General features: G+C 47.1%; 21 protein-coding genes and 2 tRNA genes. 11 read left to right on the top strand and 12 right to left on the bottom strand.

What is annotated here, in order from left to right; all coding sequences use genetic code 11:
* Nucleotides 1–20 precede the first annotated feature (20 nt).
* Together DQN52_RS11260 and DQN52_RS11050 are read right to left on the bottom strand one after the other, a co-directional pair.
* On the bottom strand, nt 21–776 hold the full coding sequence (locus DQN52_RS11260; RefSeq protein WP_038307934.1) for a VOC family protein: 756 nt from the start codon (nt 774–776) through the stop codon (nt 21–23).
* The gene (locus tag DQN52_RS11050; protein ID WP_003787386.1) at nt 734–994 is read right to left on the bottom strand and encodes a sugar phosphate isomerase/epimerase; all 261 of its coding nucleotides are present in this window, start codon (nt 992–994) and stop codon (nt 734–736) included. Before DQN52_RS11050 ends, DQN52_RS11260 begins: the two co-directional genes overlap by 43 nt.
* Before the next feature lie 377 nt (nt 995–1,371).
* Between DQN52_RS11050 and DQN52_RS00160 the strand changes: the two genes are divergently transcribed.
* Nucleotides 1,372–1,686, top strand: coding sequence for a DUF883 family protein (locus DQN52_RS00160; RefSeq protein ID WP_407928301.1), 315 nt, complete (start codon nt 1,372–1,374; stop codon nt 1,684–1,686).
* A 102-nt stretch (nt 1,687–1,788) separates the two neighbouring features.
* On the opposite strand, the gene xth is transcribed toward DQN52_RS00160, so the two are convergent.
* The 7 genes from xth to argB form a co-directional block, all read right to left on the bottom strand.
* Nucleotides 1,789–2,559, bottom strand: a complete 771-nt coding sequence (gene xth / locus DQN52_RS00165; RefSeq protein WP_003787382.1) for an exodeoxyribonuclease III — start codon at nt 2,557–2,559, stop codon at nt 1,789–1,791.
* The gene (locus DQN52_RS00170) at nt 2,556–2,855 is read right to left on the bottom strand and encodes a helix-turn-helix domain-containing protein (RefSeq protein WP_003787380.1); all 300 of its coding nucleotides are present in this window, start codon (nt 2,853–2,855) and stop codon (nt 2,556–2,558) included. The genes xth and DQN52_RS00170 overlap by 4 nt, the downstream gene beginning before the upstream one ends.
* A gap of 97 nt (nt 2,856–2,952) precedes the next feature.
* Nucleotides 2,953–3,615 (bottom strand): OmpA family protein, encoded by a 663-nt coding sequence (locus tag DQN52_RS00175; protein ID WP_032133123.1) that lies wholly within the window; start codon nt 3,613–3,615, stop codon nt 2,953–2,955.
* A 144-nt stretch (nt 3,616–3,759) separates the two neighbouring features.
* Nucleotides 3,760–4,986 (bottom strand): multidrug effflux MFS transporter, encoded by a 1,227-nt coding sequence (locus DQN52_RS00180; protein WP_003787376.1) that lies wholly within the window; start codon nt 4,984–4,986, stop codon nt 3,760–3,762.
* Nucleotides 4,987–5,228: 242 nt separating this feature from the next.
* Entirely contained in the window at nt 5,229–6,746 is a 1,518-nt protein-coding gene (locus DQN52_RS00190) for an AmpG family muropeptide MFS transporter (RefSeq protein WP_003787374.1), read from the bottom strand.
* Between the two features lies 1 nt (nt 6,747).
* A complete protein-coding gene (locus tag DQN52_RS00195) occupies nt 6,748–7,518 on the bottom strand; it encodes a ferredoxin--NADP reductase (RefSeq protein ID WP_003787372.1) in 771 nt (256 codons plus the stop codon).
* Nucleotides 7,519–7,799: 281 nt separating this feature from the next.
* The gene (argB, locus tag DQN52_RS00200; RefSeq protein WP_003787371.1) at nt 7,800–8,690 is read right to left on the bottom strand and encodes an acetylglutamate kinase; all 891 of its coding nucleotides are present in this window, start codon (nt 8,688–8,690) and stop codon (nt 7,800–7,802) included.
* A gap of 221 nt (nt 8,691–8,911) precedes the next feature.
* Between argB and ppk1 the strand changes: the two genes are divergently transcribed.
* Nucleotides 8,912–10,969: a polyphosphate kinase 1 gene (gene ppk1, locus DQN52_RS00205; protein WP_003787366.1), complete on the top strand. Its 2,058-nt coding sequence runs from the start codon at nt 8,912–8,914 to the stop codon at nt 10,967–10,969.
* A gap of 70 nt (nt 10,970–11,039) precedes the next feature.
* On the opposite strand, the gene DQN52_RS00210 is transcribed toward ppk1, so the two are convergent.
* Nucleotides 11,040–12,431, bottom strand: a complete 1,392-nt coding sequence (locus DQN52_RS00210; RefSeq protein WP_003787364.1) for a 3'-5' exonuclease — start codon at nt 12,429–12,431, stop codon at nt 11,040–11,042.
* 79 nt (nt 12,432–12,510) lie between these two features.
* Between DQN52_RS00210 and DQN52_RS00215 the strand changes: the two genes are divergently transcribed.
* The 9 genes from DQN52_RS00215 (at nt 12,511) to DQN52_RS00255 (ending at nt 18,243) form a co-directional block, all read left to right on the top strand.
* Nucleotides 12,511–12,587, top strand: a tRNA-Arg gene (locus DQN52_RS00215).
* Between the two features lie 17 nt (nt 12,588–12,604).
* Nucleotides 12,605–12,679 (top strand) — tRNA-Glu (locus DQN52_RS00220).
* A 91-nt stretch (nt 12,680–12,770) separates the two neighbouring features.
* On the top strand, nt 12,771–13,982 hold the full coding sequence (locus DQN52_RS00225; protein WP_003787363.1) for an MFS transporter: 1,212 nt from the start codon (nt 12,771–12,773) through the stop codon (nt 13,980–13,982).
* A 77-nt stretch (nt 13,983–14,059) separates the two neighbouring features.
* Nucleotides 14,060–14,572, top strand: a complete 513-nt coding sequence (ybeY, locus tag DQN52_RS00230; RefSeq protein ID WP_003787361.1) for an rRNA maturation RNase YbeY — start codon at nt 14,060–14,062, stop codon at nt 14,570–14,572.
* A gap of 39 nt (nt 14,573–14,611) precedes the next feature.
* A complete protein-coding gene (locus tag DQN52_RS00235; protein WP_003787359.1) occupies nt 14,612–15,445 on the top strand; it encodes an HlyC/CorC family transporter in 834 nt (277 codons plus the stop codon).
* A 50-nt stretch (nt 15,446–15,495) separates the two neighbouring features.
* Nucleotides 15,496–16,113, top strand: coding sequence for an ATP-dependent Clp endopeptidase proteolytic subunit ClpP (gene clpP, locus DQN52_RS00240; protein ID WP_003787357.1), 618 nt, complete (start codon nt 15,496–15,498; stop codon nt 16,111–16,113).
* Between the two features lie 84 nt (nt 16,114–16,197).
* Complete coding sequence (locus DQN52_RS00245) at nt 16,198–16,575, top strand: hypothetical protein (RefSeq protein WP_003787354.1); 378 nt, start codon at nt 16,198–16,200, stop codon at nt 16,573–16,575.
* A gap of 6 nt (nt 16,576–16,581) precedes the next feature.
* On the top strand, nt 16,582–17,202 hold the full coding sequence (locus tag DQN52_RS00250) for a LysE family translocator (RefSeq protein ID WP_003787352.1): 621 nt from the start codon (nt 16,582–16,584) through the stop codon (nt 17,200–17,202).
* A 96-nt stretch (nt 17,203–17,298) separates the two neighbouring features.
* On the top strand, nt 17,299–18,243 hold the full coding sequence (locus DQN52_RS00255; protein WP_003787348.1) for a class I SAM-dependent methyltransferase: 945 nt from the start codon (nt 17,299–17,301) through the stop codon (nt 18,241–18,243).
* Between the two features lie 78 nt (nt 18,244–18,321).
* Here DQN52_RS00255 and msrAB read toward each other — a convergent pair whose 3' ends face one another.
* Nucleotides 18,322–19,896 carry a bifunctional peptide-methionine (S)-S-oxide reductase MsrA/peptide-methionine (R)-S-oxide reductase MsrB gene (gene msrAB, locus DQN52_RS00260; protein WP_003787346.1) on the bottom strand — a complete coding sequence of 525 codons (1,575 nt, stop codon included), beginning with the start codon at nt 19,894–19,896 and terminating at the stop codon, nt 18,322–18,324.
* A gap of 98 nt (nt 19,897–19,994) precedes the next feature.
* On the bottom strand, nt 19,995–20,312 hold the full coding sequence (locus DQN52_RS00265) for a hypothetical protein (protein WP_003787344.1): 318 nt from the start codon (nt 20,310–20,312) through the stop codon (nt 19,995–19,997).
* Nucleotides 20,313–20,430: the final 118 nt, after the last annotated feature.

A 20,430-nucleotide genomic window follows, 5' to 3' on the forward strand; every position in this document is an offset into this window, starting at 1 on the left:
TCATGCGCTGCGCTCTAAATTCAAGCAGCCTGCACTTTTTTCCAATGCAAATCTTGCGCGACCAAACGCACAGGCGTATTGGCTGCACCATACGCATCGTAGCCGCCAATGCGTTGAATCACTTCCAAGAAAAAGCGGTTTTCAATGATTTGCGAATAAACGTGCAAAAACTCGCCGCCCTTACCGTCTATGTCATACAGCATATGATGGGCGCGAAGTTTTGCCACAAATGCATCGTCCAAATCAAAACGTGCTTGCAAATCATCATAATAATTTTCGGGAATGTCCAACAGCTGTGCGCCGTTTTCACGCAGCGTTTTCACGGTGCTAAAAATGTTATCGCTGGCAAAGGCAATATGCTGCACGCCGCTGCCTTTATAGTTTGCCATAGAACGCGACACCACCGTGTTTTGGTTGTCCGATGCGTTCAGCGGAATGTGAATCGCGCCATTTTCACTGCGAACCAAGCGGCTTTTCATCAAGCCATAGAGGTCGGGCAAACTCATATCGGCGTCGTGGCGGAATCCAAAAATAGAGCGGAAATGCAGCGTCCAGCCGTCAATGCGGTCGGCAGGAATGCCCCACGCCAAGGCTTCGTAGCCCACTTGCACATCGTGTTTTTTGGCGACTTCGCCCAGCGCAAACAAATCGCCCGCCACAATATCATCGTTATGAATCGTGGTGGGCTGCACATTGCTGCACACCAAAATTTTATTTGTACCCAATTCGTGCATCAAATCAAATTTGCGCTCGGCTCGTTCCAATTGTTGCGCCAAACGCCCACGCGCACGCCTTCAAAATCGCGAAACAGCTGAAACAGCATGATTTCCAGCCCCAAGTCTTTGCACATTTTGCGAACATCGGCAGGGCTGCCATCAAAATAAAGCAAGTCGTTTTCAAAAATTTCCACGCCATCAAAACCCACGCCTGCAATGGCGCGAAGTTTTTCGGGCAAAGTGCCGCTCAACGACACGGTGGCGATGCTGTGTTTCATACAAACCTTTCAATATTGCACAATACTTAATGCTAAAAATTTTGAATTTTTGAAATAAAATAATAAAAATTAGATGATTTTTATTATTAAATATACATAAATAGTTGTTTTATAGCTAAAAAATGCAACGCATAATGTTGCACAAAATCGCCAAATTAAACAGCCTTATTCTGATGATTTTATTTTGCTTATTTTTTAGGCAATTTTATTTTTTAATTTGATTTCAATCGTGTAATATAGTTATCCACAACTTATTAAGTGTTTTGTCCTGTTTTAAATTAAGTAAATTTGTACAAAAATGCTTGTTACAGCAAATTGATAGCGTTATAGTCAGTCTTGCCTTCGGGCAATTTTCTATTACTTTTGAAAAGGATTGCATGATGAAACGTGATTTTGAAGCACAAAAAGAAGCACTCTTGAAAGAAATTCGCACCGTATTGAATGATGTCGAAGCCTTGTATGATGAAGGCGTAGAACGCGGCGCGGAAGAAACTCAAGCCTTAAAAGCGAAATTGCAAGCACGATTGGGCAACGCGCAATCTACTTTGCAAAATTTGGAAGACCGCACGGTGGAACAGGTTAAATACCACGCCAAACGCGCCGATGAATATGTAAACGATAAGCCTTATTACGCCATGGGCTTTGCCGCTTTGGCTGGCTTGGTGGTGGGCGTGTTGCTCAATCGCCGTTAATTGGGTTGTTTAGATAACCAAAGCAGCCTGCATTTTTGTATGTTTACAAAAGTGCAGGCTGCTTTTTTCACGTTTTTTATATATCAGGGGCAAAATACCTGTTTACAAATCAAACCACGCCGACACAGGTGCATGGTCGCTGGGTCGTTCTTGGGCGCGTTCTTCCAAATCCACACGCACATCGTGCAGGCTGCTTGCCAAACTTTGGCTGGCTAAAATGTGGTCAATACGTAAACCTAATTTACGTTGGAACATCGCGCCACGATAGTCAAACCAAGTGTAGTGCACACCCGTTGGGTGAATTTGGCGCAGGCAATCGGTTAAACCCAAATCCAGCAAAGTTTGAAACCAAGCGCGTTCTTCGCTGGAACAATGGATTTGCTCGCGCCATTTTTCGGGGTCGTACACATCGTCATCAGCAGGCGCAATATTGAAATCGCCCAACAAAACCAGTTTGTCATATTGCTGCATTTGCTCGCGTACCCATTGCGTGAGCGCGGCAAACCATTGGCGTTTGTAGACAAATTTGTCGCTTTCTAGCGATTCGCCGTTCACGCAATACACGTTAATCACGCGCACGCCGTTGATGGTTGCACTAATCACACGGCGTTGTGGGTCATCGGGTAGCGCAGGCAAGCCTGTTTGCACATCTTCAATCGCATGACGGCTAATGATTGCCACACCGTTATAGGTTTTTTGACCGCTCCACGCGCATTGCCAGCCCATCATCTGCAAGGCGGCAGCAGGGAATTTGTCTTGTTCCAACTTCAATTCTTGCAGCACCAACACATCGGGCTGATGCTGACTTAACCAGTTGCTCACATGCGGCAGGCGCACGTTGAGCGAGTTCACATTCCAAGTCGTGATATTCATGTTATTTCTTTCGGGTTGATAGAAAGCGCGCGCAACACGTTTTTGATTTCATCAGATGTGATGCGATATTGCATAATTCGCATAAAGCGCGTGTAGTCTACCATACCAAGCTGCCGCATTTTGTACAAATGGTTACCCACTTGCGTGGCAGTCAAACCCGTGGCTTGCACCAATTCTTGCAGGCTGCTTTCGTGTTCCAGCAGCAACAGCAAAATCGACAATCGCTCGCTATTGGACATGGCTTTGAGCATATCCGATGCGTTATTTAAATTTGAATGGCTTTTTGTGTTCATCATTATTGCAACTTATTTTGATTACTTATTACTATTGCTTTATACGATTGCAGGCTGCTTGACACGATATCGAAGCAGCCTGCATTTTTTATAACAATGTTTATTTAACTTGCGCGTTTGGATTAGGGTTAATCAAAATCTCCACACGACGGTTTTGAGCGCGGCCATAATCGGTGCTGTTGTCGGCGATTGGCTGACGCGAACCTTGACCCGATACGCTCATGCGATTAGCGGCTACGCCACGTTGATTCAAATACGAAGCAACGGCATTAGCGCGGTTGTATGACAATGGATTGTTAATCGCGTCTGAACCTGTGCTGTCGGTGTGACCTACAATCGTAATCGTGGTTTCGTTATACGTTGCCAAAGTTTGCGCCGCGTTTGCCAAAGCCGATTGTGCCGCTGGCGACAAATCGTAACGACCCGTGGCAAACGTTACGTTTTCTGGCATCGTCAATTTGATTTGGTTGCCTTGGCGTTCTACTTCTACGCCTGTGTTGGCAAGTTGTTCACGCAATTTGGTTTCTTGGTAATCCATGTAACCGCCCACGCCCGCACCCAACGCGCCACACGCCAACGCAGAGTTACGCGCACCTGTGCTGCCATGTGTTAATGCACCCACGATACCACACGCCACTGCCGCACCTACGCCATAAACCGCGGTTTTGCTGGCTTGTTGCTGACCTTGTGCGTTGGTTACGCAACCGCTCAATGCCAAAGCAGAAGTCGTTGCGATGATGATGAGTTTTTGAGACATTTTCATGATGTTTTTTCCTTGTGTGAAGACAGTTAAATGGAATAAGCCAAATGTGCAGGCTGCTTTTGATGCTGTCTGCACAATATAAATTGGTCGCGCAATATAGCTTATTTTTATCAAGTCGCGGATTTTTTAACGCTAAATTACGTTTTACAACTTGGCTTGGCGCAACTGCTTGTCCGACAAAGTCCACAGCAAAATCATGCCCACCACCGTGCTGGCAAACATACCGCCAGCCATCACATTTGCCGTACCATTGTGTAACAAAGTCACCACAAAACCTGCGCCTGCACCAATGAGCGATTGCGATGACGACAACACGGCGTTTGCGCTGCCACCCATTTCGGGCTTGAAGTTGCCCATAAACAAGGCTTGCGAATTGGCGGCAATTAAACCTTGTGCGCCCACCGAACACACCACGCACGGCACAAACCACCAAAATGCAGGCTGCTTGGCAATCATCACGCTGCTAAACAGCAATAAATTGGCGGTAAATTGAATGATGATGCCTACCAACAACAAATGGTGCGATTCCCAGTTGCGCTTCAAACCAAACGCGGTCAGTCGGTTGCACGACATCATCATCACGATATTGCAACCAAACACCCATGCGTATTGCGTGGGCGACAAGCCGTACAGTTTCATGTAAACAAACGGCGATTCGCTCAAAAACACCAGCATAGATGCGAATGATGCAGCTTGATAGAACAAAAATCCCAACGCAGCTTTATTGCTCAAAACGGCATAATAACGGCTGCCGATTTGACGGACTTGTTCGCGCGTAATCGGCTCGGCAGCTTTGCGTTGTGGCAAAAAGCGGAACAGTAAAATGGTTACAAAAGTCGCGTAAATAAACAAAAACGCAAAAATACTGCGCCAACCAGCCAATCCGCGCAAAAATGAGCCAAACAACGGCGCAATCAATGGTGCTGCCATAACGATAATGCCGATTAGGGCGAACATTTGTGCGGCTTCGCGTCCTTGATAGTTATCGCGCACCACCGCGCCGACCACGACCGCACTCATGCCTGCACCCAATGCCTGCACGATGCGTAGGGTTAGCAACTGGTCGGCGGTTTGCACAAAAATCAAGCCAAAACTGCCGATTAAGTAAATACACAAGCCAACCAATGCGATGTTGCGGCGACCTTTGATGTCGGATAGCGAGCCGCCTGTAATCTGCCCAATGGCAATGCCGAGCATGAAGCTGCTTAAACTTTGCTCAATGTGATGAATGTCGGCATTGAGCGCAGTGGAAATGTCCAACAATGCAGGCAAATAGGCATCAATGGAAAACGGCATAATGGTGATGAGCATAGCGAGTAAGGCTGCCATGTGTCCGCGTGAAAGCGGTTTGGTGGGTTTATAGAGTTTCATAATGTTTTGGGATTAAACCCTGAAAATTAAAATTTGTTTTATAGTGAAATGGAATCGCAATAGTACGGCGTTGCGAACGCCCTTATGTGCTATTTGCACACGGCGGTCGTTGTCGCCTTGTCCTAATCTAAATTTAATCCACTATATTTTCTGTTACCTAAATTGTACGTTAGATTCCTGCCTACGCAGGAATGACGGCGGATAGCATTTCACATTAAAGTGCAGGCTGCTTTTTGTCGGGGTCAAGACCCCGACCTACGAAACAACTGCCTATCCACCAGCCAAATCAGCAACAAAATCGGCAAGCCAATTAGCGTAGTAAACAAGAAAAATTGCGGATAGCCAATTTCCTGCACAATCGCGCCCGAATAGCCACCCAAGATTTTGGGCGACAGCGTCATCAAAGACGACAACAGCGCGTATTGCACCGCCGTGAAGCGGATATTGGTCAGGCTAGACAAAAATACGACAAACACGGTGGTTGCCAAGCCGCCAGCCAAATTGTCCAAGCCCACGGCAATATACAGCCATGCGGTGTTTTTTTCGTGCAACGCCAGCCACATAAACAGCAAATTGGTTGAAGCTGCCAAAATCGCGCCCAGCATCATCATGTGCATAATGCGAATTTTTTGCGCCAACACGCCACCTGCAAAACCGCCCAGCAACGACATCAACACGCCAAAAGTTTTGACGGCAGCGGCAATTTGTTCTTTATCAAAGCCCAAATGAACGTAAAAAATATTGGAAATCACGCCTGCGACAATGTCGGAAATGCGATACAAGCCAATCAATGCCAGCAACAGCAAGGCGCGTTTGCCATAGCGTTGAAAGAAATCGGCAACAGGCGTAACCCATGTTTGATAGACTTTTTGCTGACTCGCTACGCCCAGTTTGACCAAAAAGCAGCCTGCACCCGATGCGCCTGCAATCGCCAATAATAAATGTCCGCTTTCCAACGCAAAGGCGGTTAAAGGCGCGTTTTTGACGCTGGGAAACCAATCGGACGATGCGCGATACACACCAATCAATGCACACACCGATAGCAAAAACACAGCAAACAATCGGGCATTGTCTAGCGCGTTAATGGGTGCAGGCTGCCTGTGTTGTTCGGGTTCGTGCGCCAACCACGTTGCCAACAAACCCACGCTCATAACGGCTGCCATCGTCCAATAGGTTTGTTGCCACGCGGCATACACATATTGCTGTTCGGTTGAGCCAAACCAGCTTGCCAACCACAAACTGCCTGCGCCTGCAACAATCATGCCCAAGCGATAACCTGCGGCATAAGTAGACGACAACACGGTTTGCAAAGCAGGATTGTCGGGCGCGAGTTCAATGCGATAGGCATCAATCACCACATCTTGTGTGGCAGACGAAAAACCCAGCAACACCGCCGCCAATGCCATCAAGTGCAGGCTGCTTTCGTTTTGAGGATTGATGTTCGCCATCAACACAATCGCCAACATAATCAAACTTTGCGACAAAACCAGCCAAGCGCGGCGTTTGCCTAAACTGCGCGTCAAAAACGGCAACGATAAGCTGTCTATCAGCGGCGACCAGATGAATTTGAACGAATAGCCCAAGGCTGCCCAGCTAAACTGCGTAACCGTTTTGATGTTGATACCTGCTTCGTTGAGCCAAAACGACAAAGTAGAAAAAATCAACAAAATAGGCACGCCAGCCGAAAAACCCAGCAGCAGCAACAAACCTGCGCGGCGGTCTAAATACGCAGCAAGCGATTGGGCGACTTTGTTTGTCATATCAAAATCCGTTTTCCAAAATAATTTGCCCTGCCAATTTGTTGCGGTGCATGGCAAAGCCTTGTTCCAGCAGCGTTTTGAATGTGTCTTGTACCATGGCTGGGTTGCCGCAAATCATAAAACGGCTGGTTTGTGGATTAAATGGCAAACCAATGGCTTGGGCAAGTTGTCCATTTTGCAAACCAGCAGGCAGCCTGCAATGCAGCATGTCGGCATCGGTTTCGCGCGTGGTAACGGGGACAAAACGCAATTTGGCATAAAACTCGCCCACCAAAGGGTGTTCGGCAAGGTTGGCGATAAAATCGTTGAAAATCAAATCGTTTTGGTGCGACACGCTATGCACCAACGCCAAATGTTCAAAACGTTGCCAAATTTCGGGCTGCTGCAACATGGACAAAAACGGCGCAATGCCCGAACCTGTGGACAGCATAATCAAATCTTGCCCATCGGGAAAACGCTGTGGCATAAAAAAGCCTTGTGCGGTTTTGTCCAACAAAATTTCATCGCCTGCTTGCAAGTTGGCAAAATTTGCCGACATTGCGCCGCCTTCAATCAAAATCACAAAAAATTCCAATTCATCGGCGTATTCGGCAGACGTTACCGAATAGGCGCGCCAAATATAACCCTGCCCTTCGCGAAAGCCCAAACGCGAAAATTGCCCAGCGGCAAAACGGTAGCTGCTGGGGCGCGTCATGGCAAAGGTTAGGTGTTTGGGGCTATGGCGTTTGACCCATAGGACTTTTTCGCTGGTGAATTTTTGTTCGCTGGTCATGGTGTTTCTTTCTGGTTGCAGGCTGCTTTTGGGGCGCGATGTGGGTTAAATGCAATACCATCAAAGCAGCCTGCACTTTATTGATACTGGATTACGGTTTCATCTATACGAATTAGCCTTGCGTTGCAAAAACTGGAATCTTAATTTGCCGTCATTCCCGCGCAGGTGGGAATCTATCTAACTGATTTAGTTATTTAGATTTATCATCTATTACTTAAATATTACGTTAGATTCCTGCCTACGCAGGAATGATGGCGTGGTCGTAACGTGCAGGCTGCTTTTTAACTATAACTATCGCCCAAAATCATCGTACCAATACCCTTATCGGTAAAGATTTCCAACAGCAACACATTTGGCACTCTGCCATCAATAATATGCACCGCTTTCACGCCATTTTGCGCAGCTTCCAATGCCGATGCGATTTTGGGCAACATGCCGCCCGACAGCGTGCCATCGGCAACCAATGCGTCAATTTTGCTGGGCGTTAAGTTGGTCAAAAGATTGCCTTGTTTGTCCATTACGCCTGTGATGTTGGTCATCAACACCAATTTTTCGGCATTGAGTTCTTGCGCCAAGCGTCCTGCCACTAAATCGGCATTGATATTGAACGCTTCGCCATTTTCGCCCACACCAATCGGTGCAATCACAGGAATGTAGCCAGCCGCCGCCATTTGATGAATTAGCGTGCAGTCCATGCTTTCAATTTCGCCTACTTGTCCGATGTCTACCGCTTTTTGTTCGGGCGTGTCCACCGTCAATTTTTTGGCGCGAATAAAATGGTTGTCGCGCCCTGTAACGCCCACCGCTTTGCCGCCGTGTACGTTCAACAGCGACACGATTTCTTTGTTTACATGACCGCCCAACACCATTTCTACGATGTTCATGGTTTCGGTATCGGTTACGCGCATACCCTGTACAAACTCGCCCACTTTGCCGACCTTTTCCAGCATTTCGTTGATTTGCGGGCCGCCGCCATGCACGATAACAGGGTTAATCCCCACTAATTTGAGTAACACAATATCTTTGGCAAAACCTTCTTTTAGGTGCGGTTCGGTCATGGCGTTGCCGCCGTATTTGATGACCAAGGTGCAGCCTGCAAAACGGCGAATATAGGGCAAGGCTTCGGACAAAATCCCTGCTTTGTCTTGTGCGGATACAGTTTGAATAGACACGATGACATTCTCAAAAAATCAATAAAATCGTGCATTATACACTTCAAAAGCAGCCTGCAACTTTCAGATAGATTTTATCCAGTGTTACAGCGCACAACAAAAAATCACACAATCGTAGGGTGCGCATGGCACACCCTACATCAACATCATCAAACACAAAAGCAGCCTGCACTTTTTGCGTTATAATTGCGTTTTCACTCAACCACATCACGCAAAACACTATGCCGCAATCCAACCGAATCTTGTGTCGCGAACGCAGCTTGCTCGCATTCAATCGCCGCGTTTTGGCACAAGCACAAGATGCCAATATCCCACTTTTGGAACGACTCAAATTCCTGTGCATTGTATCTTCCAACCTAGACGAATTTTTTGAAGTGCGTTTGGCATACCTAAAACGCGAACACCGCGCCAATCCCAATCTCATTCTAGACTCGGGCTTAACTTCAGCCGAAACGATTGATATTGTGAGCCAAGAAGCACAACAGCTTATCCACGAACAATACCAATTATTCAACGATGTTTTACTGCCAGCGTTGGAACAAGAAAACATTGTGTTTTACCGCCGCCGCACATGGACAAGCGCACAACGCGAATGGATTGAAGATTTTTTCAACCGCGAATTGTTGCCGATTTTGACCCCAGTCGGTTTGGACGCATCGCACCCATTTCCGCGCTTGCTGAATAAGTCATTGAATTTTGTGGTAGAACTAGATGGCAAAGACGCATTTGGACGCGCATCGGGCATGGCGATTGTACAAGCACCACGCATTTTGCCGCGCGTGGTTAAGCTGCCACCCGAATTGTGCGACAACCAACACGGCTTTGTGTTTTTGTCGTCCATTGTGCATGAATATGTGTACAAATTATTCCGCGGCATGACAGTTAAAGGCTGCCACCAATTCCGTATCACACGCGACAGTGCGTTAATGGTAGATGAAGACGATTTAAGCAACCTGCGTCAAGCGGTGCAAAACGAGTTGCGCGACCGTGATTTTGGCGATGGCGTGCGCTTGGAAATCACCGAAAGCTGCCCAGCCCACATCAGCGAATTTTTGCTACAACAATTCCAGTTGAGCAAACGCGATATGTATCAAGTAAACGGCCCTGTGAATTTGGTGCGCTTAATGGCAGTCCCCGACATGGTAGAACGCGCCGATTTGAAATTTGCGCCCTATCGCGCCCAATATCCCAAAAATTTGCGTAAAACTTCATCGCTACTCAACGAAATCGCCAAGCAAGATATTTTGTTGCACCACCCCTATCAAAGTTTTGAGCCTGTGGTCAAATTTATCCGCGACGCAGCACACGACCCCGATGTAGTGGCGATTAAAATGACGATTTATCGCACAGGCACAAACTCTGCGCTTGCCGATGCGCTGCTTGCCGCTGCCGAAGCAGGCAAACAAGTAACCGTAGTGGTGGAATTAATGGCGCGATTTGACGAAGCGAACAACGTCAAATGGGCGCGGCGTTTGGAAGAAGCAGGCGCACATGTGGTTTATGGCGTGTTTGGCTACAAAATTCATGCAAAAATGGCTTTGGTGATTCGCCGCGAACAAGGCAGCCTGCACGCCTACGCGCATTTGGGTACGGGCAATTATCATCAAGGCACATCGCGGCTTTATACCGATTTTGGCTTGCTCACCGCCGACCCTGCGATTACGCGCGACATCAACACTTTGTTTATGGAAATTACAGGGTTAGGTCAAGCCAACAAATTAAAAAAAGTGTATCAAAGCCCGTTTACGTTACACAAAATGGTGATGGACAACATTGCGCGTGAAACCGAAAACGCCCAAGCAGGCAAACCTGCGCGGATCATCGCTAAAATGAATTCGTTGATTGAACCGCAAGTGATTGAAGCCTTATATCGTGCCAGCTCGGCAGGCGTGCAAATTGATTTGATTGTGCGCGGTATGTGTGCGTTGCGTCCGCAAGTGGCAGGCTTGTCCGACAACATTCGCGTGCGTTCTATTATTGGGCGATTGCTGGAACATTCGCGCGTGTATTATTTTTTCAACGAAGGCAAGGAAGACGTGTTCATTGCCAGCGCGGATTGGATGGGGCGCAACTTTTTTAGCCGCATTGAAACCGCCACGCCGATTGAGCAGCCTGCACTCAAACAACGTGTGATTGAAGAAGGTTTGACGTTTGCGCTGCACGACAACATTAAAGCGTGGGAAATGCACGGCGATGGCAGCTACACGCGCATTCAAGCTGGCTCGGAACAAGAGCAGATTGGTTTGCAAGAAACGCTGTTGCAGCGGTACGCGCAGTAAACACAAAAAGCAGCCTGCACTTTATCTTTCCCAAAGTGCAGGCTGCTTTGTATGCAAAACAACTAACCACTCACTCGCCCTGCACTGCTTTTGCTTTGATTTTTTGTTTCACAATATCCAAAATCTGCTTATCGGCATACCAATGCCCATCGCTCCATTGCACCGCGCCATTTTCTGCCACAAAATTTTCTTGTTTTGCCAACACATCATCGCGCTCCACAATTTTGACTCGCCGCCATTTACCCCAATCGCACACAGGCAAATCGTGCCAAGCAGCCTGCACTTCCGCATCGTGCAAAGCGTAATCCTGCTGCTCACACGCAGGCGAACACGTTTGACCGCTGGCAACCACAGGGCAAGGCGCGTTCGCAGGCAAAGTCGTTGGCAAAATGCCCAGCAAAGTCGGACAAAGATGCCATTTTTTTGCCCACGCCAACAAAACGCGCTTGGCTTGCTTGGGATACACAAACAAACCATGCGACAACTGCGTCAAGCAGCCTGCACTCAACGCGCGCACTTTGGCTTGCAAACGCCCCTGCTCCGACACAAATTGCACCGTATATCGCCCCGTTGCCGCCGTGTCTTCGCAACCCAACTGCTGCATGGTTTGCAAACGCAACACCGCCGCGTGCAGGCTGCCTACGGTTGGCACAAATTCAAACGACACCGCCAATTTTATCCATGCAGGCTGCTTGCGTAACGCAGGCACAATCTCGCGAAACGCCTGTTCGTGCGCCCACACATTGACCACATTGCCAGCTGCATCGCGCCAAATAGACACGCCACAGCCATCTGTTACACGGCTCAACGCTTTGCAAACGCCTGTTGCCACGTTTTCAGGCAACGGACACGGCTGCATCAACTGCTCTATCCACTGACGCATCGCCCCTGCCCCATGCTCTTGCAACGCCTGCTGCAAAAATTGCGCCAACGCGTCCACATCTGCCATGGCACGATGACGAGACGGCACAATCAAACCATTTCGCTCAATAATGCTATCCAAGCTATGTTTATGATATTGAGGATACAATTTGCGCGACAACTGCACGCTACACAAAGTCAAAGCCGCAAACGCCACACCAGCGCGTTGGCATTCGTTGCGCCAAAACGTGTAATCAAAACGACTGTTGTGCGCGATAAACAACGCACCGCGCAGCAAAGGCAACAAATCGGGCAAAATTTTTGCCAACGCAGGCGCACGGCGCACCATTTGGTTATCAATACCCGTCAATTTTTGCACAAACGGCGAAATTTCTTTTTGCGGATTAACCAGATAGCTCACACGTTGCACATCGCCCTGCCAAAAGCGCAAAAAAGCCACTTCGGTAATGCGGTCTTGCACAAAATGACCGCCTGTGGTTTCCAAATCCAAAATCACCACAGGCATATTCAACGTATCAAAAAATTGCGCCAAATCAGAAAAGTTCATCATCATCAAGAAAGGTTGAGAAATCACGCACATTATACGACAACGCCTATTTTTATACAAAAAAGGCTTGACAAGCAAATTGGGTGTATATAGAATTACGTTCTTTGCTGCTGCACCCGTAGCTCAGTTGGATAGAGTATTTGGCTACGAACCAAAGGGTCGGGCGTTCGAATCGCTCCGGGTGCGCCACGCAAACTTTTTTATCCGCGCCCATCGTCTAGCGGTTAGGACATCGCCCTTTCACGGCGGTAACCGGGGTTCGATTCCCCGTGGGCGTGCCAGTTTATAAAACCCTGCTATGTTTGTAGCAGGGTTTTGTTTTATGTTGATTAAAAGTGCAGGCTGCTTTTGAAACTTCAAGGATTCAGCGCAATGAACATCAAAAAACACCCCATCCTTATTTTATTGCTCGCCATTATGATGATGGCATTTGTTCAGCGTACACCTTTGGTCGCATTCGGGCCGGTTGTCAGCACCGTCAGCCAAGAATTAGCACTATCTGGCACAATGTCGGGCGTGATTGCCGCCGTGCCTTTGCTCACTTTTGCCGTATTCTCTCCATTCGCAGCGCGTTGGGCAAACCGTTGGGGCATGGAGCGCGTGTTGATTGGCTCTATTGTGGTGTTAATAATGGGTTTAGTAGTTCGCATCGCCCTGCCCTCGGTCGTACTCTTATTGCTGGGTACGTTGATTATTTCTGCTGCCATTGCCATGAGTAATGTTCTGTTGCCTGCTCTTGCTAAACGCGATTTGCCGACACGAGTGGGGCTGGTTATCGGCGTGATTTCTATCACTATGTCTATTTCGTCTGCACTAGCCGCCGCCGTTGCCATGCCGCTTGCTAACCAATTTGGCTGGCAATGGTCATTGGGCGTATGGATTGTGCCTGCCATGGGCGCATTGTGTATGTGGCTTGTGTGGCAACAAAAATTTCAGGCGCACTTTGCCCAACCTGCATCGTTATCCACACCCGAGCACGCCAACCCCAATCCAAGCAGCCTGCACGTTTGGCGATTGCCAGCCGCGTGGACAATAAGCATTTTTATGGGCGTACAATCGCTCGGTTTTTATTCTATTACCAATTTCTTGCCTGCCATGTTAATTGAAAAAGGCGCAACTGCCGTGCAGGCTGGTTTGTACGCATCGGTCTTTCAAGCCGCATCGTTGATTAGCATTGTGATTTCGCTATTCATTTTCCCAAAAAGTTCCCACAAACAAGGCTGGACAATGCTGCTAACCAGCTTGATTTTATTGGGTATGATAGGCATTTGGCAGCTCCCCCTATCGCAAACCTTATTTTGGGTCTTGCTACTCGGCACAGGCATATCAGGCACTTTTTCCATTATCATGATGCTGTTTGCGCTACGCACCGACAGCACACAAGAAGCCGCCGCCTTATCGGGCATGGCGCAATCGGTAGGCTATTTAATCGCCTGTTTAGGGCCGTTGGGCATCGGTTTTTTGCACGATTGGTTCGGCACATGGAACGCATCGCTCGGCATCTTAACCATACTTATGGCGATTGAAACCGCGTTGGCATGGTTTGCTTCATCGCCCAAAACATTGCGTCAGACCATGCAATAGACTATGCAATAAACCCAAAAGTGCAGGCTGCTTTTGGTGTTAAAATAGCTGCACTCAAATCAATCAAGTAAACCATAATGAAAAAACAAACCAAACACTTCCCCTTTTTGCGCGTGCAGCAACAACGCTTTGCGCTTGCCTACATCAACAACAGCAGCGCAAACGATGTCCCCAGCGAAAAGCAGTTTTACCAATGGATTTGGCACGCGCTCAAAAATTTTTATCGCTATGCCGAGCTGTCTTTGGTGCTGCTAGACGAAGAAGCGGCACGACAATACAACCGCGATTATCGTCAAAAAGACTACGCCACCAATGTATTGAGTTTCGCCCACAACGAAGGCGAGTTTTCTTTTGTAGAACAAGATAATATATTGCGTGGCGATTTAATTATCTGCCCACAAGTCGTGGCAAAAGAAGCGGCAGAGCAAGGCAAATCGCTGCACGACCATTTCGCGCATTTGGTCATTCACGGCACACTGCATTTGATTGGCTTTGACCACATTCAAGACGATGAAGCCGAGCAAATGGAGCAGCTAGAAACCGAATTATTGGCGCAACTTCGCATTGCCAATCCGTATGCCGAGCAATAAGCCAAGCAGCCTGCACTTTAATCCACACAGAAAAATAATATGGACACTCAATCCCCCAGTTTAATCAATCGCTTATTCAAACGCGTTTCGGGTCATTCGCCCGATAATTTGGACGATTTATTCAGCATTTTGCGCCAAGCCAACGCGCAAGATTTGATTGACAGCGACACGCTATCACGACAAGAAAACTTGTTAAAATTCAATCAAAAACAAGTACGCGATGTGATGATTAGCCGCGCCCAAATGGACGTACTCAAAACCACCGACAGCATTGAGCGGATTATTGCTTACACAGTGGACACGGCGCATTCGCGTTTTCCTGTCATCGCCGAAGACAAAGACCACGTTATCGGCATTTTGCACGCCAAAGACTTACTCAAATACGTTTCCAATGCCGACAATTTTAAGCTGGAACACATTTTGCGCCCTGCCGTGTTTGTGCCAGAAGGCAAGCCGCTGCCCACGCTGTTAAAAGAATTTCAAAGCCAACGCAACCACATGGCGATTGTAGTGGACGAATACGGCGGCATTTCGGGCTTGGTTACATTTGAAGATTTGATTGAAGAAATTGTCGGCAAAATTGAAGACGAATTTGACGAAGACGACAGCGCGGACAATATTTCCGCTGTGTCGGCAGAACGCTGGCGTATTAAAGCCACCACCGAAATTAGCGATTTTAATCAACACTTTGGCACACAATTTAGCAATGAAGAAGTGGATACCATTGGCGGATTGATTATTCACGAATTGGGGCATTTGCCTGTTCGTGGCGAAAAAGTACAATTGGGCGATTTGCTGTTCAACGTGGCACGAGCGGATAATCGCCGTTTGCATACGCTAATGGTTACGCGATTGAAAGACACCGAGCAGTAAGGCAAAGTGCAGGCTGCTTTTTTAACGATTTTATTTATGGAGAACGAACTATGTTAGACATTCAAAACAACACCTTAATCCCCACCGTGATTGAACAAAGCGGACGCGGCGAACGCGCTTTTGACATTTATTCACGCCTGTTAAAAGAGCGCATTATTTTCTTGGTGGGCCCTGTGAACGACCAAACCGCCAATTTGGTTGTGGCGCAAATGCTGTTTTTGGAAAGCGAAAACCCCGACAAAGACATTTATTTTTACATCAATAGCCCAGGTGGCAGCGTAACCGCAGGCATGAGCATTTATGACACGATGAAATTCATTAAACCCGATGTGCAAACTTTGTGCTTGGGTCAAGCGGCGAGCATGGGCGCGTTTTTGCTGTCGGCTGGCACAAAAGGCAAGCGTTTCGCCCTGCCCAATAGCCGCGTGATGATTCATCAACCGTTGATTAGTGGTGGCTTGGGTGGTCAAGCGTCTGATATTGAAATTCATGCACGTGAATTGTTGAAATTAAAAGAAAAGCTGAATCAAATGTTAGCAGAACACACAGGCAAAACCCTTGCCGAAGTGGAACGCGACACCGACCGCGATAATTTCATGTCGGCGCAAGAAGCGATGGAATATGGTTTAATTGATAAGGTGATTACGTCTCGCAACGAAGTCGCATAAATAGTAAATGAAAATTGCAGGCTGCTTTTTATAGATAAACCAAGCAGCCTGCACATTGTTATCCACATAAATAAGGATAATCCCATGAATTTCCGTTATTTAACCCTAATAGCAGCCTGCACCTTATTAGCCGCCTGTGCCCTAACGCCCGAACAGCAAGCCGCACGCGAAGCCGCGCAAAAGCAATATCAACAGCAACTACAAGTCCAACTGGCGGCACAATGCGACCCAGCCACCGCCGCCGTGATGCAAGAATACTTCACATCGCCGCCACCTGCCGATGAAAAAGCGCGTCAAGCCTTTCGCCTGCGCTATGTGGAAAAAGTGAACGACCCCATATTCCAAGCCTGCTACAAAATGGCATGGCAAAACCACATCGCCCAGCAACAAATCCGCGAAATGCAACGCTACTACGACCGCCCTAACCCATTTTATCCTTGGCATCACCCATTTTGGTGGTAACGCGCTATGAACGAAATCATTAATTTTGCAGGCTTTGTGATTGCGTCTATCGCACTCACGCTCACGCCTGGCAACGACACGATTTACATCATCACGCGCACCATTTCACAAGGTCGTGGCGCAGGTTTGGCATCGCTGGCTGGCATCACACTCGGCTTGCTGATACACATCACCGCCGTGTCGCTCGGTTTGGCGCAAATCATCGCCCATTCGCCCACGCTGTTTAACCTAATCCAATACGGCGGCGCGGCGTATTTAGTGTATTTAGGCATACAAATGTGGCGCAGCCCACCGCTGGATTTTCAAAGCAGCCTGCAACCCAAAATCCAGCCCATTAAATTGATACAACAAGGCTTAATCACCAATTTGCTCAACCCCAAAATTTTGATTTTCTTTTTGACCTTGTTACCGCAATTCGTGCAACCACACGCCAGCAGCAGCGCGTTTTTTATTTTGGGATTGACCTTTTTGGCGATTAGCACAACGTGGTCAATCATACTGGTTGTACTTGCCGAACAACTGGGCAAATGGTTGCGCCACAAACCCAGCATTAGCCAAATCATGAACCGAATCAGCGGCACGATTTTTATGCTGCTGGCAGCGAAATTGGTGTGGCAGTCTAAATAATGTGCAGGCTGCTTTTTTTTCTGCACACGATATAACTCCCTTTCTTACAGAAGAAGAAAAAAGCAGCCTGCACTTTGAATCAACCGAAAGAAAAAAATGTCGCAAATCAACGATTTCATCAACCGACTAGGCAAAAACCTAAAACACCAACTCAAATGGGCAAAACGCCAAAACATAGAAGCATGGCGCATTTACGACAAAGACATTCCGCAATTTCCGTTTGCGATTGACGTGTATGGCGAGCATATTCACCTGCAAGAATACGACACAGGCTGGCTCATGCACCCCGAAGATTACCAAAATTGGCTAGACGAAGTGTGCGAAGCTGTGCAATTTGTAACAGGATTTGAACGCACACATATCCATTTAAAACAACGTGCTAGACAAAAAGGCACAGCGCAATACGAAAAAACAGGCGCAATAGGCGAAGATTTTACCGTGCGCGAAAATGGTCGCCAATTTTGGGTGAATTTGGATAAATATTTAGACACAGGTTTATTTTTAGACCATCGCAACACGCGCAAAAAAGTCGGCGACACGGCAGCAGGCAAGCGCTTTTTGAATTTGTTTTCCTACACGGGCAGCTTTACCGTTTACGCGGCAACTGGTGGCGCGGTTTACAGTGAAACCGTTGATTTGTCTAACACTTATTTGGATTGGGCAAAACGCAATTTCCAATTAAACGGCATGGATTTGGACAAACATCAAATTGTTCGCGCAGACGTATTTCAATATTTAACGGACGCAGTCAAACAAAATAAACAGTTTGATTTAATCGTACTAGACCCGCCAAGTTTTTCTAACAGCAAGAAAATGTTGGATATTTTGGATATTCAGCGAGACCAAGCAAAATTGATTAACGGCGCAATGGCATTGTTGTCGAAAGACGGCGTTTTGTATTTTTCCAATAATCTGCGCTCGTTTACGCTAGACGATGATTTAGCGGAAAAATATGCGATTAAAGACGTGAGTAAACAATCCGTTCCCGAAGATTTCCGCAATAAGAAAATTCATCAATGTTGGGAAATTCGGCATAAATAATATCGATTTAGGCAAAAGTGCAGGCTGCTTTTTCATCATCAAAAAGCAGCCTGCACTTTATTTATCATTTATCACTATTCATCTCACAAATTTTTTCCACTCGCCATAACCTGCCGCATCCATTTGCTCCAACGGAATAAATTTCAAACTCGCGCCGTTAATGCAATAACGCAAACCACCTTTTTCAGGCGGTCCATCGGGGAAAACGTGTCCCAAATGCGAATCTGCCGCACGGCTACGCACTTCCACGCGATGCATATTAAAACTACTGTCATCGTGTTCCGTTACCGCTGCCGCTTCAATCGGTTTGCTGAAACTTGGCCAACCACAACCCGAATTAAATTTGTCGCTGGAACTAAACAATGGCTCGCCACTCACAATATCCACATAAATTCCTGCCTGAAATAAATGGTCGTATTCATGGCTGAATGCGTATTCCGTGTCACTTTTTTGGGTAACGCGATATTGCTCATCGGTCAAAATGCGTTTTAATTCCGCGTCGCTTGGCTTGCGGTAAGTCGCCAAATCAAAACCTTTTTGTTGCACCGCAGACGCTTTGTGGGGCAAAGGCTCGTCCGCTTTGCGAATATCAATATGGCAATAACCATTTGGATTTTTAATCAAATAATCCTGATGATATTCTTCCGCATCAAAAAATTGGCGCAACGGCTCATTTTCTACCACAATTGGCTGGCTAAATTTACGCTGCTCGTTTGCCAACGCTTGCGCGATGATTTCACGCTCCGCAGGGTCGGTGTAATACACGCCTGTGCGGTATTGCGTGCCACGGTCGTTGCCTTGTTTGTTCAGGCTGGTTGGGTCAATCACGCGCAAATAATATTGCAAAATATCGTCCAAACTCAATTTATCCGCGTCATAAGTTACGCGCACCGTTTCCGCGTGTCCCGTGTTGCGACGCGATACATCTTCATAGGTTGGGTTTTGCGTGTTGCCATTCGCATAACCAGACACCGCGTCAATCACGCCGTCAATGCGTTGAAAATACGCCTCTAATCCCCAGAAGCAACCGCCTGCTAAATAAATCGTTTTCATATTCATCGTGCTAGATACCTTTTTATCCGTAGGTTTATGAAATTTCGTTTTCAGGCTGCCTAATTCTGCGTTTGGGTCTCGAATCAAAGCCAACGCCTGTTGCTCGTTCAGGCTGCCTTTCACAATCCGAACCACATTGCCGCTATTATCCAACACCGCCCAAGATGGATAAACCTGAATATTCAGCTGCTTGGCAATGCTGCCGCCAGCGTCCACCAAAACAGGCAATTTTGGATAATTCAAACCTGCGTACCATTGTTGAAAATCGCCATCGCGTTTCTCGCCCAAAAAGTTTGGCGACGCAATCGTAACCAAATTGGCTGCCTGAAAATTAGGGTTGCTCGCCCATTGTTCGGTGTGCGCCAATTCCGACAAACATAAGGGACACCAACTCGCCCAAAATTTCACCAAAGTGGGCTTATTATTTTGCAAATGGATTTTGCCTGTTTGGTTGTGTGTATCACGCAAACGCGCTACGTTGTCGGCAACAGTTTGGGCGTGGGCTTCAGGCAGCGTGGCAATTTGCAATGTGGCAAAACTGATTGCTACGCCCAGTGAAAAAAACGCGCTTCGTTGCCAAAATTTTTTAGAAAAAATCATCTTGATTGACTCCTATTGTTTGTATGCTTATTAGACGATTTTCGCGCCAAAATCTAACAAAATGAAGTGTAAATATTTTTCAGGCTGCCTGAAAAACCTTACCACGAAAAAGTGGACTCGCTACGCGAAGAATTGTGCTGTTCATTGTGGCGATGGTCAAACATCGTGCTGCCTTGTTCGCGCTGTGATTGTGTGGAAAATGAGCTGTTTTGTTGCGATGATGTGCCGTTTTGTTGGCGAACACTTGCGCCGCCACCCAGTCCACCAAATGACGCAATCACGTCATCACCAAAACCGCGATGGTTACTGGTTTTGCGGCTTGAGTCATAGCTGGTTTGCGTCCAATCTACGCCAGCACACGCGCCCACTGATAATGCAATCGCCAAAATGGACATATTTTTTAATAAATTTTTCATGGAATTATCCTTTATGAAATAATAGTTATGGTGTAACAATAGTGTTTCAATAGTAACAAAATCATTTTTCTACGAGCAAATTGTTTTACTGAAATTAAACGTAAATTTACTTTTTTTA

It is taken from the genome of Kingella kingae (genome assembly GCF_900475905.1).
In the GTDB taxonomy this organism is placed as follows: Bacteria; Pseudomonadota; Gammaproteobacteria; order Burkholderiales; family Neisseriaceae; genus Kingella; species Kingella kingae.